Source organism: Glycomyces sp. NRRL B-16210 (assembly GCF_000719515.1).
Lineage (GTDB): Bacteria > Actinomycetota > Actinomycetes > Mycobacteriales > Micromonosporaceae > Glycomyces.
In genome coordinates this window covers 85,636-100,534 of sequence record NZ_JOGR01000015.1, presented here as the reverse complement: position 1 = coordinate 100,534, position 14,899 = coordinate 85,636, and the positions used below count along the sequence as shown (strand labels likewise).

The 14,899-nt window shown below is 72.1% G+C and carries 12 protein-coding genes; 7 read left to right on the top strand and 5 right to left on the bottom strand.

What is annotated here, in order from left to right; all coding sequences use genetic code 11:
- Nucleotides 1-178: 178 nt before the first annotated feature.
- The gene (acs, locus tag IF12_RS0120995; protein ID WP_030161999.1) at nt 179-2,137 is read right to left on the bottom strand and encodes an acetate--CoA ligase; all 1,959 of its coding nucleotides are present in this window, start codon (nt 2,135-2,137) and stop codon (nt 179-181) included.
- Between the two features lie 326 nt (nt 2,138-2,463).
- Between acs and IF12_RS0120990 the strand changes: the two genes are divergently transcribed.
- Nucleotides 2,464-3,219, top strand: a complete 756-nt coding sequence (locus IF12_RS0120990) for a hypothetical protein (RefSeq protein WP_030161998.1) — start codon at nt 2,464-2,466, stop codon at nt 3,217-3,219.
- 6 nt (nt 3,220-3,225) lie between these two features.
- Here IF12_RS0120990 and IF12_RS0120985 read toward each other — a convergent pair whose 3' ends face one another.
- Genes IF12_RS0120985 through mqnE form a run of 3 tightly spaced genes read right to left on the bottom strand, consistent with a single transcriptional unit; the run spans nt 3,226 to nt 5,071 of the window.
- Complete coding sequence (locus tag IF12_RS0120985; RefSeq protein ID WP_030161996.1) at nt 3,226-3,477, bottom strand: DUF4229 domain-containing protein; 252 nt, start codon at nt 3,475-3,477, stop codon at nt 3,226-3,228.
- Nucleotides 3,474-3,896: a hypothetical protein gene (locus tag IF12_RS0120980; protein WP_051704706.1), complete on the bottom strand. Its 423-nt coding sequence runs from the start codon at nt 3,894-3,896 to the stop codon at nt 3,474-3,476. The genes IF12_RS0120985 and IF12_RS0120980 overlap by 4 nt, the downstream gene beginning before the upstream one ends.
- Entirely contained in the window at nt 3,896-5,071 is a 1,176-nt protein-coding gene (mqnE, locus tag IF12_RS0120975) for an aminofutalosine synthase MqnE (RefSeq protein ID WP_030161993.1), read from the bottom strand. Before mqnE ends, IF12_RS0120980 begins: the two co-directional genes overlap by 1 nt.
- A gap of 648 nt (nt 5,072-5,719) precedes the next feature.
- Between mqnE and IF12_RS26940 the strand changes: the two genes are divergently transcribed.
- From IF12_RS26940 to mqnC, 6 genes are all read left to right on the top strand, one after another.
- Nucleotides 5,720-7,093 carry a C40 family peptidase gene (locus tag IF12_RS26940; RefSeq protein WP_133884439.1) on the top strand — a complete coding sequence of 458 codons (1,374 nt, stop codon included), beginning with the start codon at nt 5,720-5,722 and terminating at the stop codon, nt 7,091-7,093.
- 106 nt (nt 7,094-7,199) lie between these two features.
- Entirely contained in the window at nt 7,200-9,506 is a 2,307-nt protein-coding gene (locus tag IF12_RS0120955; RefSeq protein WP_133884438.1) for a zinc ribbon domain-containing protein, read from the top strand.
- A gap of 265 nt (nt 9,507-9,771) precedes the next feature.
- A complete protein-coding gene (locus IF12_RS0120950; protein ID WP_051704704.1) occupies nt 9,772-10,074 on the top strand; it encodes an HPr family phosphocarrier protein in 303 nt (100 codons plus the stop codon).
- Between the two features lie 370 nt (nt 10,075-10,444).
- Nucleotides 10,445-11,368, top strand: a complete 924-nt coding sequence (locus IF12_RS0120945; protein ID WP_051704709.1) for a menaquinone biosynthesis protein — start codon at nt 10,445-10,447, stop codon at nt 11,366-11,368.
- 55 nt (nt 11,369-11,423) lie between these two features.
- Nucleotides 11,424-12,191: an FAD-binding oxidoreductase gene (locus tag IF12_RS0120940; RefSeq protein WP_030161981.1), complete on the top strand. Its 768-nt coding sequence runs from the start codon at nt 11,424-11,426 to the stop codon at nt 12,189-12,191.
- Between the two features lie 71 nt (nt 12,192-12,262).
- Nucleotides 12,263-13,420, top strand: coding sequence for a cyclic dehypoxanthinyl futalosine synthase (gene mqnC / locus IF12_RS0120935; RefSeq protein WP_030161979.1), 1,158 nt, complete (start codon nt 12,263-12,265; stop codon nt 13,418-13,420).
- Between the two features lie 140 nt (nt 13,421-13,560).
- Here the strand turns inward: mqnC and IF12_RS0120930 are convergent, their stop codons facing one another.
- A complete protein-coding gene (locus tag IF12_RS0120930) occupies nt 13,561-14,826 on the bottom strand; it encodes a serine protease (protein WP_133884437.1) in 1,266 nt (421 codons plus the stop codon).
- Between the last annotated feature and the right edge of the window lie 73 nt (nt 14,827-14,899).

Sequence of the window (14,899 nt, the reverse complement as noted above, 5' to 3'; positions counted from 1 at the left end):
GGTGCGGGGTGCGGGGTGCGGGGTGCCCCTCCTCGTTCGAATACGGCGCGCCCCGCACGAGCCCCGCGCACGCAGGCGACGACGCCGAAGTACCTGCGGTGCGCCCCCACGCTCCCCGCCGGACACGGCGACGGGCGCCTAGGCGGGGTTTTCCCCTGCCCGGCGCCCGTCCGCCTTCTCAGTCCTCTTTGCCGGCGTTCAAGCCGACCTTGATACGGCTCATCACCGTATTGTCCGCCAGCGTCGTCACGTCGCCGATCTCGCGCTCCTCGGCGATATCGCGCAGCAGCCTTCGCATGATCTTCCCCGACCGCGTCTTCGGCAGCTCCGCCACCACGATCACCTGCCGCGGCTTCGCGATGGCGCCCAACGTCTTCGCCACATGCGCCCGCAACTCCGCCAAGTGCTCGGGACTCGACTCCGACACCCCGCGCAGGATCACGAACGCCACGATCCCCTGCCCCGTCACCGGGTCCTTGGCCCCCACGACCGCGGCCTCCGCCACCGTCTCGTGGCTCACCAGCGCCGACTCCACCTCGGTCGTCGAGATGTTGTGCCCGCTCACCAGCATGATGTCGTCCACGCGGCCCAGCAGCCACAGGTCGCCGTCATCGTCCTTCTTCGCGCCGTCCCCGGCGAAGTACATGCCGTCGAAATGCGCCCAGTACGTGTCGAGGAACCTTTGGTCGTCGCCCCAGATCGTGCGCAGCATCGACGGCCACGGCTCGCGGATCGTCAGGAACCCGCCGCCGCCGTCCGGCACCGACTCGCCCTGCTCGTTCACCACGTCCACCGAGATCCCCGGCAGCGACCGCTGCGCCGAACCCGGCTTCGTCGCCGTCACGCCCGGCAGCGGCGAGACCATGATCGCGCCCGTCTCCGTCTGCCACCACGTGTCGACGACCGGGCACTTCCCGCCGCCGATTTGCTCGCGGTACCACATCCACGCCTCGGGGTTGATCGGCTCGCCGACCGACCCCAGCACCCGCAGGCTCGACAGGTCGAAGCGGGCCGGGATGTCCTCGCCCCACTTCATGAACGTGCGGATCGCCGTCGGTGCGGTGTACAGGATCGACACCTTGTACTTCTCGACGAGCTCCCAGAACCGGCCGGTGTGCGGCGTGTCCGGAGTGCCCTCGTACATGACCTGCGTCGCGCCGTTCGCCATGGGCCCGTAGACGATGTACGAGTGCCCGGTGACCCAGCCGATGTCGGCGGTGCACCAGTACACGTCCGTCTCCGGCTTCAGGTCGAACACCGCGTGGTGGGTGTACGCCGCCTGCGTCAGATACCCGCCCGAGGTGTGCAGGATGCCCTTGGGCTTGCCGGTGGTCCCCGAGGTGTACAGGATGAACAGCGGGTGCTCGGCGTCGAACGCCTGCGCCTCGTGCTCATCGGAGGCCGTCCCGACGGTCTCCTCCCAGCGCAGGTCGCGCTCGTTCCAGTCGACCTCCTGGCCGGTGCGGGTCACCACCAGGACCTTCTCGACCGACGGGCACCGCTCCAGCGCCGCGTCCACGGTCGGCTTGAGCGGCAGCGGCTTGCCGCGCCGGAAACCGCCGTCGGCGCAGATCACGAGCTTCGCGCCCGCGTCGTCGATGCGGCTCGACAGCGCGTCCACGCTGAAGCCGCCGAAGACCACCGAGTGCGGCGCGCCGATGCGCGCGCACGCCAGCATCGCCACCGCGGCCTCGGGGATCATCGGCATGTAGATGACGACCCGGTCGCCCGCCTCGATCCCGAGACCGGTGAGCGTGTTCGCGGCCCGCTTGACCTCGTCGAGCAGCTCCGCGTACGTGACCGCCCGGCTGTCGCCCGGCTCGCCCTCGAAGTGGATCGCGACCCGGTCGCCGAGCCCGGCCTCCACGTGCCGGTCCAGGCAGTTGGCGGCCACGTTGAGCTCGCCCCCGGTGAACCACTTCGCGAACGGCGGGTCGTCCCAGTCCAGGACCCGGTCCCAGTCCTTCGACCAGTCGAGCCTGCGCGCCTGGGTCTCCCAGAAGGCGAGGCGGTCGGCCGCGGCCTCCTCGTAAGCGGCCGCGGTGACGTTCGCCGTCCGACCGAACTCGGGGGACGGGGGGAAGGTCCGCTCCTCCGACAGGAGGTTGGCAAGCGTCTCTTGCGGGGTTGATGCCACGGGTATGTGCTCCTTACAGGTCGGCGCGCCTCTGCGCGACTTGTGAGGCGGGTCTCTGAGCCGCAACACTACCGCGAACTGGACGACACATAAAGTGCGGCCGCCGCCACACCGGCATCTGGGACCCCTCGTCGCTCAACGGCCCGCAGGCGGTCGGCAGGCGGCCCGCAGGCGGTAACTCGCCCCCGCGGGGACCGCCGAACGCCGATTCGAGAGGTATCGTCGGACCGGTGCACGCCCGCGAACTCACGTACCCTTCTGTGACTGCCCTCTAGACCGCCCGACGCGCCGTTTGAGCGCTCCACCCTAAAGGTAAGGTTCCGCCCGTGGATCCTCTCGCGCCTCTCCTCGAACTCTCCGAGGTCGCCGACGCCCTTGAGAACGCCAGAGCCAACGTCGACCGGATGCTCTGGCATGAGGCCCTGCGCAATGGCGACGAGCCCGTGGCGGTGGAAGTCGCCCTGCACAGCGCCTCGGCGACCCTGGCGCTCGACGGCTACGACTGCGACGTCGAACGCCTGCGCGAGGGCGACTTCGACGACCCGATCGTCAACGGCGTCCTGAACATCGAGGAGACGCTCCCGGCGCTGGCCGACGTCTGGCCGGTCTCGCCGCGGTTCGTGCTCGCGAAGCTGCACCTGCTCGCCACCCGCGAGTTCCCCGACGCCGGAACGGACTTCGAGCCCGGCCGCATCGAGGTCGACGAGGCCGGGTCGGCCCGCATCAACGCCCTGTGCGCGCTCATCGCCAACCCCACCAAGGAGATCCCGGCCGCGATGGCCGCCGCGGTCGTCCACGGCGAGCTCCTCGCGGTGCAGCCGTTCCCGGTGGCCAACAACGTGGTCGCCCGCGCCGCGGCCCGGCTCGCCCTGGCCAGCAAGGGCCTCGACCCGAAGCTGCTCATCACCGTCGACGCCGGGCACCTCGAGCGCCAGCCCGAGTACGTGGGCGCGCAGCGCGCCTGGTCCACCGGCACCCCCGACGGGGTCCGCTCGTGGCTCAAGCACTACGGCAAGGCCCTCGAAGCCGGTGCGGCCGAGACGCTTCAGATCTGCACCGAGCTGATGAAGGGCGCCAAGTAGGACGTCCTATTCGGACGGTTCGTCGCCGGCGAGCTCGGCCCGCAGGCGCTGCTTCTCCTCGCTGCGGCGCTTGAAGCCCGCGTCGATGTGCGCGATCATCGCCTCGCGCTGCCCGCGAAGGAGCGCGAAGCCGAGCACCATCGACCCGAGCAGGCCGACCGCGAGCGCCAGCCACAGGTTGATGAGGAAGCTCAGGGGCGCCGCGATCGCGGCGAACAGCCCCAGGCGGGCCAGGAAGTACTTGGCGACCGGATTCATTGGGGCCGCTCCTCTCCGAAGGTCTTGATCGCGGCGTGCCACAGGGCGGCGTAGACGAGTGCGGCCGCGAGGCCGCCGAAGCCGCCGGTGAACATCGGCAGCCAGTCCGCGGGGGCGATGAGCGCGGCCGCGGCGCCCGCGCCGAGGCCGACGACGGCCCCGAGGAGCATGACGGCCCAGCGCGAGGCGCCGGCGTAGCGGCGGAACTGCTCGGTGAAGACCCACACGGTCGGCAGCGCCGCGATCCAGCCGGACGTGTTGCCGAAGCCGCGGCCGGTCGGGAGCACGAACACCAGGTCGATGACGATCAGGACGGCCGCGCCGATCACGAAGTACGCCAAGGCGGTCCCGGTGAGCTGCCCGAGGGTGTCGAGCTTCGCGCGCTCGGCGGGACGCTCGATCGACTCGTCTCGCGGCACTAGAACTTCACCGACTGCGGTTCGGCCCGGCGCTCGCCGATCGTCTGCGGGCCTTCGTATTCGCGCACGACCTCGTAGCGGGTGTTGCGCTCGACGGGGCGGTACCCGGCGTCGCGGATGAGTTCGAGGAGGTCGTCGCGGGTCATCTTGGAGGGGGTGCCGTACTCGTCGGCGTCGTGGGTGATCTTGTACTCCACGACCGAGCCGTCGAGGTCGTCGGCGCCGAAGGACAGCGACAGCTGCGCGACGTCGAGGCCGTGCATGACCCAGAAGCACTTGACGTGGTCGAAGTTGTCGAGCAGGAGCCGCGAGACGGCGAAGACCTTGAGCGACTCGGCCGGGCTCGCCATGGTGGTGCGCGCCTGGAGCTTGTTGCGGACCTTGCCGTCCTGGGAGTCGTGGAAGTCGTGCTGGTAGCGCAGGGGGATGAACACGGCGAAGCCGCCGGTCTCGTCCTGGAGCTCGCGCAGGCGCAGCACGTGGTCGACGCGGTGGCGGGGCTCCTCGATGTGGCCGTAGAGCATCGTCGCGGGGGTGCGCAGGCCCTTGGAGTGGGCGAGGCGGTGGATGCGCGACCAGTCCTCCCAGTGGCAGTCGTGGTCGACGATGTGCTGGCGGACCTCCCAGTCGAAGATCTCGGCGCCGCCGCCGGTGAGCGACTCCAGGCCCGCCTCGATGAGCTCGTCGAGGATCGCGTCGGCGTCGAGGCCGGAGATCTTCTCGAACCACTGGACCTCGGTGGCGGTGAACGCCTTGAGGTTGACCTCGGGGAGGGTCTCCTTGAGCGCCTTGAGGACGCGGGGGTAGTAGCGCCACGGGAGCGTCGGGTGGAGGCCGTTGACGATGTGGAGTTCGGTGGGGGCGTCGCCGCGCATCTGCTCGGCGAGGGCCACGGCCTGCTCGACGCGCATCGTGTAGGCGTCGGACTCGCCGGGCTTGCGCTGGAAGGAGCAGTAGGCGCAGGAGGCCGAGCACACGTTGGTGAGGTTGAGGTGGCGGTTGACGTTGAACATGGTCCGGTCGCCGTTCTTGGCGGTGCGGACGCCGTGCGCGAGGCGCCCGAGCCAGGCGAGGTCGTCGACCTCGTAGAGGCCGACGCCGTCCTCGAAGGTGAGCCGCTCGCCGGCCGCGAGCTTCTCCTCGATGCCGGCCTTGAACTCGGTCTGGTCGTCCATGGCGCTCCCAACGTTGTGCGATCACTCTTGGCGATGCGGGTGTGCCGGGCGCGGCCGCGCGGTGAAGCGCGGGCTGCGACTCGGCACGGCCAGCGTAACGCCGCCGTGGCGGGCGGGCCCGATCGCACGTGGCCGTATGTGAGGCCGTGAACGTGAACGGAGGGTCCCGGCAAAACGGACATCGGCAGGTCCCCCCGTCTCGAACCTACATGGAGGGTCCGACAGGGTGCGGCGGTCGGAACCGGGCCGCCGGGTCGAGGGGCGCGGGGAAGCAGAGGTGGACAGGGGCGCGGTGAGGTCGGCACAGTGCGTCGGTGTCGTAGTCCGGGCAAGGCGGGCGTGGGGGAGGAGGCGGGGAAGGCAGCGGTCGGCATGGGGCGCGGCGCGGTCGGTGGTGTCAGGTGGTCTCGGCGGTAACCGCAGCACAGTTCGGGTGTGGTGGGCGCGTGCCCCGAACACGGCGATCGACACTGCGTTGGTGCGGGAGGCGGGAGGCGGGAGGCGCTGGGTCCGGGTCGGGACTCGCGGACCCGATCCGGCGGGGCGCCGTGGGTCTGCGTGCGACCGGTGCGGCGGGTGGCCTTGGATGCGAGATTTGCATGCCTTCGGTACAGTAGTCTCGGCCTCTCCCATAGAAGGACACCTCACATGCGCGTTTCACGGTTCGGTGCCCGCGTGATCGCCGCCGCCGCGGCGGCGGCCCTCGTCCTCGCAGGAGCCTTCCCCGCCCTCGCCGAACCCGGCGTCACCGTCCCCGACGACGGCGTCCGCCCGATCGGCGGCGCCGCCGACGACGCCCCGGTCCTCAACCCCGAGACCGCAGACGGCCCCCTCGGCGACCAGATCGCCGCCGCCCAGATCGACCTCGCCCAGATCGCCGAGGAGACCACCTCCGCCGAAGCCGAATGGCTCGACCGCCAGGACCGCCTCGCCTCCGCCGAGACCGCCTGGGCCGAGACCGCCGAGGAACTGGCCTCCGCCCAAGAAGCCCTCGACCACGCCGCCGGCGCGGCCTACGCCGACATCGCCGGCGTCCCCGACGCGAACCTCCCCGACCTCTCCGGCCTCGCCCCCCTCGGCGGCGAATGGGACCTCCCCGCCCTCACCGCCGACCTCGCCGACGCCGAGACCGCCGAATCGGTCGCCCACGCCGCCTACGACGCCGCGGTCCTCTCCGCCGCCCGCTCCGAGGAGCGCTACAGCGTCCTCCACGCCGAGTTCACCCGCCTCCAGAGCGAACTCGACGACCTCATCGAGGAGAACGCCGAGGAGGTCGAGCAGCTCGAACGCGAACGCGAGGCCGCCGCCGCCGAGTACTCCGACGACTTCTCCTCTGAGATCGACGGCTGGGACGCCGCCCCCGAGGCCAAGAAGGCCGTCGAGTACGCCCTCGCGCAGCTCGGCAAGCCCTACGTCTGGGGCGCCGAGGGCCCGAACTCCTTCGACTGCTCCGGCCTGGTCCAGTCCGCCTACTCCTACGCGGGCGTCTCCCTCCCGCGCGTGGCCAACGACCAGTACAACGCCACCCGCGACAAGCCCGTCGACACCGAGAAGCTCCTGCCCGGCGACCTGCTGTTCTGGTGGGACGACCCGGGCAACTGGCGGTCGGTCTACCACGTCGGCATGTACCTCGGCGACGGCAAGATGGTCCAGGCCCCCCGCACCGGCGACGTCGTGAAGATCAGCTCCATCTGGTTCAAGAACTTCGCCGGCGCCCACCGCGTGGTCGACGCGGTCCAGACCGACCCCGACGCCGAGGACCCCACCCAGTCCCCGACCGGCGGCGAGACCACCGACCCCGCGCCCTCCCCGAGCGACTCGCCCTCGCCGACTCCGACCCCCTCGCCCACGCCGAGCGAGGAGCCGTCGCCTTCACCGTCCCCCTCCCCCTCCCCCTCCCCGACGCCCACCGACAGCGACTCGGGCGGCTCGCCGACGCCCACTGAGGACGAGCCGGACTCGCCCTCGCCGGACGACTCCGGCACCGTTTCCGGCACGCCCGACGGCCAGACGGGTTCGTGAGGACGTCACCGAACAGTGGGAAGGCGTGCACGCGACGCCACCGGCAGATGGCACGATGGTCGTTGAGTTGCCCGATTGACGACGCTCCAGCCCCAAGGAGGCCTCCGTGGACGGAAAAAGCTGTAGCTCCTGCGGTCAACGACTGACATCGGGCCAGCGCCGCTGCCCGCAGTGCGGCGCGCCCCTGCCGCCGCCCATCGGCGGCTTCCCGGCCGAGTCGCAGTACGCGCCGCCCGCCTACGGCGCCGCCGCGGTCCCCTCCTACGCCCCGCCCGGCGGAGCCGGTCACGCGGCGCCGGAGCCCACCTATGCCCCTCCGGGTGGCACCGGCCAGGCGGCGCCGCCGGAACCCGCCTATGCGCCCCCTGGCGGCACCGGTTACGCCGCACCGCCCGAACCGACGTACGCCCCGCCCGGTGGCACCGGCTATGCCGCGCCCCCCGAGCCGACCTACGCGCCCCCGGGCGCCTACCAGCCGTCCGGGGCCTCCGACGGCTACGGCCCGGGCCAGAACCACGGCCAGGCCGCCGTCCCGCAGCAGTACCCGAATCCGAGCGCGAACCCGCCGCCCGGATCGCCCCCCGGAGCCAACTACGCGCCGGGCCCGAACTGGGCCCCGCCGGGAATGCCGCCCCAGGGCTCGGCCCCGGTGCCCCCGCACGGCGGCCCCGTGCCGCCCGCGAACGCGCCGTACGCCTCCGGCTCGGCCCAGGTCCCGTCCTACCCGCCGCCGAACCACCAGGCCCCGTACCAGCCGCCGCAGGCCCCGCCGCCGTCCTCGCCGCAGTCGCCCTCGCACCAGCAGGGCCACCAGCAGCAGCCGTACCCCTCGGCCCCGGCCTACCAGCAGCCGCCCTCGGTGCCGCCACCGCCGGTCCCGCCGCCGCTGTTCCAGTCGACCTCCCCGTCGCAGCCCGCGCAGCCGTACGCCGCGCCGCAGCCGCACCAGTCGGCGCAGTCGCTGCCGCCGGTCGCCGCCGGCCCCCAGACGGCCCCGCCGGTCTCGCCGCCGCCCGCCGCGCAGGGCCAGTACTCGGCCCCGCCGCCCGCGCCCGACGCCCAATACACGGCCCCGCCGGTGCCGAACGCGACGTTCACCGAACCGCCGCTCGCCGCCACGCCCGTCACCGGAGCGCCCTTCGCGGCCCCGCCGGGCGGCTTCAGCGTGCCCTCGGCCGACCCGGGGGAGTTCTCCTCTCCCGACGGCACCCAGATCCTCAGGCGCCAGCCCGCGCCCGAGGCGGCGCCGTTCGCCGACGTTCCCGCGAGCCCGCCCGCCGCCGCGCCCGACGTGGCCGAACCCGATCTCGACCTGCCGCTCGCCGAGGCCCCCAGCGCCCCCGCGGCGGCGCCGACCCCGGTCGAGGCCGAGGACGACGAGAGCACCGACCTGTGGGACGACCTCCCCGAACCGGAGGACGTGGGCGACGACGTCGAACTCTCCGCCGAGGAGCAGTCGGCGCTGGCCGGCCTGGGCGACGACGTCCCCGGCGAGTCGCTGCCGCCCGCACCGCCCTCGGCCCCCGGGCTGGAAGACGACCAGGACCCCGGCGAGCCGGCCGATGCGCCTTCGGACGCCGGAACGGTGGTCGAACCGGTCTTGAACGCGGCGCTCGCCGACGCGGCGGCCGTGGAGGCCCCGACGCCGGGCGCGGACCTGCGCGAGGCCACCGAGCAGGCCGCTGAGCTCGCCGAGACCGTCGGCGTGACGGTCGACGACCTGCCCGAGCCGGTGATCGCCCTGGACGCCGAGGCGTCCGGCGACAAGCCCGTCGCGCCGAGCGTCGAGAGCACCGATTCGAGCACCGCCGAGCCCGACCCGGCCGAGTTCTCAGGACCGACCGCGAGCGAGTCCGCTGCGGGCGAGGCCCCGGAGGCGTTCGCGCTGTCGGACGCCGAGCCGACGCCGCCGCGCCCGAACGAGCCCTCGCCGGACCCTGAGCCGCCCCGGCCCGAGCCGCTGCCCGATCCCGAGCCCGCGCCGCCGGTCCCGCAGCCCGAACCGGATCCGGTGCCGCAGCCCGAGCCCGTCCCGCACCCCGAGCCGGGCCCGCCGTTCCCGAGCAACGACAGCCCGTTCTCCGACGCGGCCCCGATCGAGCCGATCCCGGAGGTCGCGGCCGAGCCCGCCGCCGAACCGACCCCGCCGCAGGAGGGCCCGAAGTCGGAGCTGGAGGTGGCGCGCAAGAAGATCGTGAACGCGCCCGACATCAGCCTGTTCGAGGAGCCTTCGACGAAGCGCGGCGGCGCGCACCAGTCGCCTCCGGCCGCGTGGCCGCCGGTCGACGACGGGTTCAAGCCCGGCCGCGCCCAGGTCAGGGACCGCCTCGAACGCTCGGACCTGCCCGAGCACATCCCGCTGCCGCGCCCGACCGTCTACGGAGCGAAGCCGGAGCAGACCACCGAGGACTGACGTGGGTCCCGCGAGGTGAGCCTCGCGGGTCCGTTTCGACGCGACGCGCCGTGAGGGTGCCCGGCCGCCTTCGGGCGCGCTGCTGCGCGCTTCCCTTACTCCACCGGTTCCCGATCTGTACCGATTCGCGCTGCAATAGGCCGAAAACACACCCGCCGTCCCCAGTCGCGGTCCATCCTTGTGCAGACGGGCCGCTCAGCGGCCCGCTGGCTTCGCGGGAGGGACCTCCGGTCCGAGCCCCGCGCGAACGGGGAGGGTGAGCAGCATGGCCGAACGCCGTGTGAAAGTGACCACGGAGGTCGGGATCCAGGCCCGGCCCGCGACGGTGTTCGTCGAGACCGCCGCGGAGGCCGAAGGCGAGGTCACGGTCGCGAAACCGGGCGGTGAATCGTACGACGCGAGGTCGATCCTGCAAGTGCTGACGTTGGACGTGCGGTCCGGCGACGAGATCGTCCTGGAGAGCGACGACGAGCGGATCCTCGAACGTCTTGTCGCGCTCGTCTCCGAGGACGGCGGACCCGGCGGCATGACCGAGCTGGTCGAACTCGACGAACCCGAAGGCCCCTGATCAGGGGCCAGGGGGTTAGGGACCAAGGACGCCGGCAGGCGCGAGGGGGCGGCGGCATCGCCGCCCCTTCGCCGTGTCGAGGGCGGCCCGCGCGGTTGTCGTTGCTCGTGAGCGTGAGGCGGTCGCGCGCGGCGGCTCGGTGCCGCGCTCGTGCGATCCCTCGCGCACCTCGACGAAACCGCCGGTGTGCCCTGCCCGGCGCATATGCGCGCGGCGATGCCGACGCGTGGGTCCGTCGGCAGGCGTCCAGGTGCCCGCCGCATATGTGCGCGGCGGTTCCAGTCCGCACCTGTGCGGGATGCCGCAGACGCGCGCGGCGGTCCCCTCCACCTCCCCGGGCCGGTTCGGTGATATCGGCGACGCCGGTCGGATGAGGGCCCTTCCCCTTGCCGCGCGACAGGCTACGGTCGAAGCTGTGAACATCGCAAGGCGCCCCAGGGTCGGCCACATCGCGTTCCTCAACTGCATGCCCATCTACTGGGGACTGGCCCGCACCGGCGCCCTCCTCGAAGTGGACCTGCACCGCGCCGCCCCCGACGAGCTCAGCCGCCTCCTCGTCGCCGGCGACCTCGACATCGGCCCGATCACCGTGGTCGAATACCTGCGCCACGCCGACGACCTGCTCCTCATCCCCGACCCGGCCGTCGCCGCCGACGGCCCCGTCCTCAGCGTCAACCTCGTCTCCAAGGCCCCCCTCGCCGACCTCCCCGCCGCCCCGCGCGTCTCCCTCGCCTCCACCTCCCGCACCGGCGTCCTCCTCGGCCGGATGCTCCTCGAAGACCGCTACGGGCGCACCCCGTCCTATACCGTGACCGCACCCGACCCCGCCAGCGCCCTGGACGGCGCCGACGCCGCCGTCCTCATCGGCGACGAGGCCCTGCGCGTGCACCACGACCCCGGCGGCCTCCACGTGCTCGACCTCGCCGCCGAGTGGCGCGACTGGACCGGCCTGCCGATGGTCTTCGCCGTCTGGGCCGTGCGCCGCGACTACGCCCAGGCCCACCCCGGATTCGTCAAGGCCGCGCACCTGGCCTTCCGCGAGTCGGTGCGCCGCAGCCGCGAGGAGATCGACGAGGTGGTCGCCGCCGCGGCCCGCTGGGAGCCGTTCCCGCCCGCCGCGCTCGCCGAGTACTTCGACCGGCTCCAGTTCGGCCTCAGTGAGCGCCACCTCGAAGGCCTGCGGGAATTCGCCTCCCGGGCGGCCGGTTACACGAAAGGGGACGCCGTGGGCCGCATCCCGGCGCTGCCCGCGAGCGGTCCCGAGTTCTTCAGCGGCGAGGACCGCGAGCCGTGAAGAACCGCCGCGACCCGCGCCCCCGGCGATCCGTAGACGACGAAAGGACCTCGCAGTGGCCGTCGAGCTGAAGCCGCGCCGACCCCGGCCCTCCTGGCACAAGCTCACCGTCAGCCGGGTCCGGGCCCTGACCGAGGACGCCGTCGAGGTCACCCTCGCCGTCCCCGAGCCGCTGCGGCCCGCCTTCGACTTCAAACCCGGCCAGCACCTCACCTTCCAACGGGACGAACCCGACGGCGCGGAGGTGCGCCGCTCCTACTCGCTCGCCTCCACCCCGCGCGAGCTCGCCGAGCACGGCACGCTGCGCCTGGGCATCCGCTCGATCCCGAAGGGCACCTTCTCGGGGTACGCCAACCGGCAGCTCCATCCCGGGGACGTCCTGGAGGTCCTGCCGCCGCTGGGCCACTTCTGGACCGAGATCCGCCCCGACCGCCACTACGCGTCGGTGGTCGCCGGCTCGGGCATCACCCCGATCATCGCGATCGCGACCGCCGCGCTCGAAGCGGGCGCGACGGTGACGCTCCTGTACTCCAACCGCTGCGAGGACACCACGATGTTCGCCGAGGAGCTGCGCGAACTCCAGCGCGTCCACGGCCCCCGGCTGCGCCTGCACCACATCCGCACCCGCACCGAGGGCGCGACCGAGCTGCTGACCGGGCGGCTGACGCCCGAGCGGCTCGGGGAGTTCCTCGACACGGTCGTCGACGCCGCCGCGATCGACGAGTGGTTCCTCTGCGGCCCCTACGAGATGGTCCTGGGCCTCAAGGAAGTGCTGGAGAACGCCGGGGCGGGCGAGATCCACACCGAGCTGTACACCGTCTGAGCGGCGAGACCCACGAGGCAATCGACTCGGGCGCACTGTCCCCGGCGCCTTCGCGGCGATACGCTTCGTGCATGGCCGAGATTGACGATGTCCTCGCCCGCGCCGCCGACGGCGGCGCCATCAGCGCCGAGGAAGCACTGCTGCTCTACACCGAAGCGCCCTTCCACCCCCTCGCCGAGGCCGCCGACGCGGCCCGCCGGCGCCTCATCGGCGACAACATCGTCACCTACCTCATCGACCGCAACATCAACTACACGAACGTGTGCGTCACCGCGTGCAAGTTCTGCGCCTTCTACCGCGCCCCCAAGCACGAGGAGGGCTGGGCGCACCCGATGGAGGAGGTCCTGCGCCGCTGCGGCGAGGCGGTGAGCCTGGGCGCCACGCAGGTGATGCTCCAGGGCGGGCACCACCCCGACTTCGGCGTCGAGTACTACGAGGAGCTGTTCTCCTCGGTCAAGCGCGAATACCCCGACCTGGTGATCCACTCGATCGGGCCTTCGGAGATCGCCCACATGTCGAAGGTCTCGGGGGTGGCGATCGACGAGTCGATCCAGCGCATCAAGGCCGCCGGGCTCGACTCGATCGCCGGGGCCGGGGCCGAGATGCTCCCGGCGCGCCCGCGGACGGCGCTGGCGCCGCTCAAGGAGTCCGGTGAGCGCTGGCTGGAGATCATGGAGGCCGCCCATGTGCAGGGCCTGGAGTCGACGGCGACGATGATGATGGGCACCGGCGAGACCGCGGCCGAGCGGATCGAGCACCTGCGGATGATCCGCGACGTGCAGGACCGCACCGGCGGGTTCCGGTCGTTCATCCCGTGGACGTACCAGCCGGAGAACAACCACCTCAAGGGCCGCACGCAGGCGACGACACTGGAGTACCTGCGGCTGCTGGCGACCGCGCGGCTGTTCTTCCACAACGTCAAGCACCTCCAGTCCTCGTGGCTGACCACGGGCAAGGCCTCGGGCCAGTTGAGCATGCACCTGGGCGTGGACGACCTGGGTTCGATCATGCTGGAGGAGAACGTGATCTCCTCGGCGGGCGCGCGGCACCGCTCGCGCCTGTCGGAGCTGATCGAGCTCATCCGCACCGCCGATCGCGTTCCGGCGCAGCGCGACACGCTGTACGAGCGGATGTCGGTGCACTGGACGCCCGAGGACGACCCGACCGACGACCGCATCCGCTCGCATTTCTCGACGATCGTCGCCGAACTCCAGATCACTCCCAAGTAGACGGACGTCTCGGCGCCTCCGATTCGCTGCGGCGTCTTGGATACGGTGCGGCGCTTCGGATACAACGCCCGCACACGCACTGACGAGTCCGGCCCGCCGCTGCATCGCAGCGGCGGGCCGGACTCGTCAGTGGGATCAGTTCAGATGAGGCGTCCAATCTCGGCCTTGATGAGCTGGGCGTTCACGCCCGAGTTCGGGCAGCCGCCGAAGTGGTGCAGGGCAACCACCTTGTGCGTGTTGCGCGACAGCACCGGCGAGCCCGAGGACCCGAACTCGGTGTCGCAGAAGTACGAGACATCGCTGCCGGCGATGTACCCGTCGTAGGTGGCGTGCTTGACCACGCAGTTGCCGCCGTCCACCGAGGAGTGCATCGCGATCTCGGTCGGGCGCCCCGCCGGGTGCTGCGGGATGTAGATCGCCTCGCCGCGCGCGGGCGCCTCGTCGGCCAGCTCCAGGTACCCGAACTTCTCGACCCGCTCGAAGTCCTTCAGCGTGAACAGCGTGTAGTCCAAGGGCTTCGAGGTCGCCAGGACCTTCGAGCCGTGCACCTTCACCGGGATGTTCGCGATGTTCGCCCCGCACGCGATGCAGTCGTACCCGAACCACACCTCGGTCTGCTCGGCCTGCCGCGTCTCGGAGAAGCAGTGGTGGTTGGTCAGCATCCGGTTGTCCTCGCCGACGCGGAACGCGGTGCACAGCACCTTCCCGTCGATGAGCAGCCGCGCCACCGGCCTGGCGCGGTCGACCACGTCCGGATAGGAGGTCCGGTAGCACGCCGAGGCCCGCTTCTCGTCCCCGCCGCAGATGCTCTCCTCCGGCCGCGCCTGCGCCGCGCGCTCCTGCGCCATGTCGTCCACGACCTCGGGCGCGAAACCGTACGCGGCCTTGTCGATCACCGCGCCCAGCGCGGACGAGGCGACGCTCTCGGGCCCCTTGTGCAGCCGCACGATCGCGGTGTCGCCGGTGATCGAGGTCGCCCACTGGTCGATCAAGGACTCCTCGTACCGGTAGGACTCGGCGCCGTCGGGGCTGGAGACGGTCACGTAGTCGCCCGCGTTCAGCAGCAGCCGCTCGAAGTGGACCTTGACGTAGCCGGCGTCGGGCCCGGAGACCTTCAGCGTGTCCGAGGCGTCCGCGTACGTGAGCGACTCGGCCAGCTCGGTGACCTCGCCGACGTCGATGAGGCCCAGCAGCGACTCGTCCACCGGCAGGAGCTCGACCGCGCCGTCCACCGCGCCGGTCAGGACCGAGCCGTCCAGGACGCCCGCCAGCGGGTCGTCCTCGGCGAACGCGTTGGGGACCACCACGGCCGCCGCGCCGAGCGCCAGCGCCCCCGCCGTCGCGGCCAGAAGGATCCTGCGGCGACGGCGCCCCCCGACGCCCCGTCCGATACGCGGTCTCCGCACGCTTGCAGCCACGGTCGGCCCCTTTCCCGAGAGATGTGTCGACCGTTCAACGAGCGAGCCGGAGGGAAGTTGC

Bases quoted from the DNA above. Each gene is read 5' to 3' on its own strand.
- IF12_RS0120985 (WP_030161996.1), bottom strand. From the start codon at position 3,477: ATGAATCCGGTCGCCAAGTACTTCCTGGCCCGCCTGGGGCTGTTCGCC.
- mqnE (WP_030161993.1), bottom strand. From the start codon at position 5,071: ATGGACGACCAGACCGAGTTCAAGGCCGGCATCGAGGAGAAGCTCGCG.
- IF12_RS26940 (WP_133884439.1), top strand. From the start codon at position 5,720: ATGCGCGTTTCACGGTTCGGTGCCCGCGTGATCGCCGCCGCCGCGGCG.
- IF12_RS0120950 (WP_051704704.1), top strand. From the start codon at position 9,772: ATGGCCGAACGCCGTGTGAAAGTGACCACGGAGGTCGGGATCCAGGCC.
- IF12_RS0120945 (WP_051704709.1), top strand. From the start codon at position 10,445: ATGAGGGCCCTTCCCCTTGCCGCGCGACAGGCTACGGTCGAAGCTGTG.
- mqnC (WP_030161979.1), top strand. From the start codon at position 12,263: ATGGCCGAGATTGACGATGTCCTCGCCCGCGCCGCCGACGGCGGCGCC.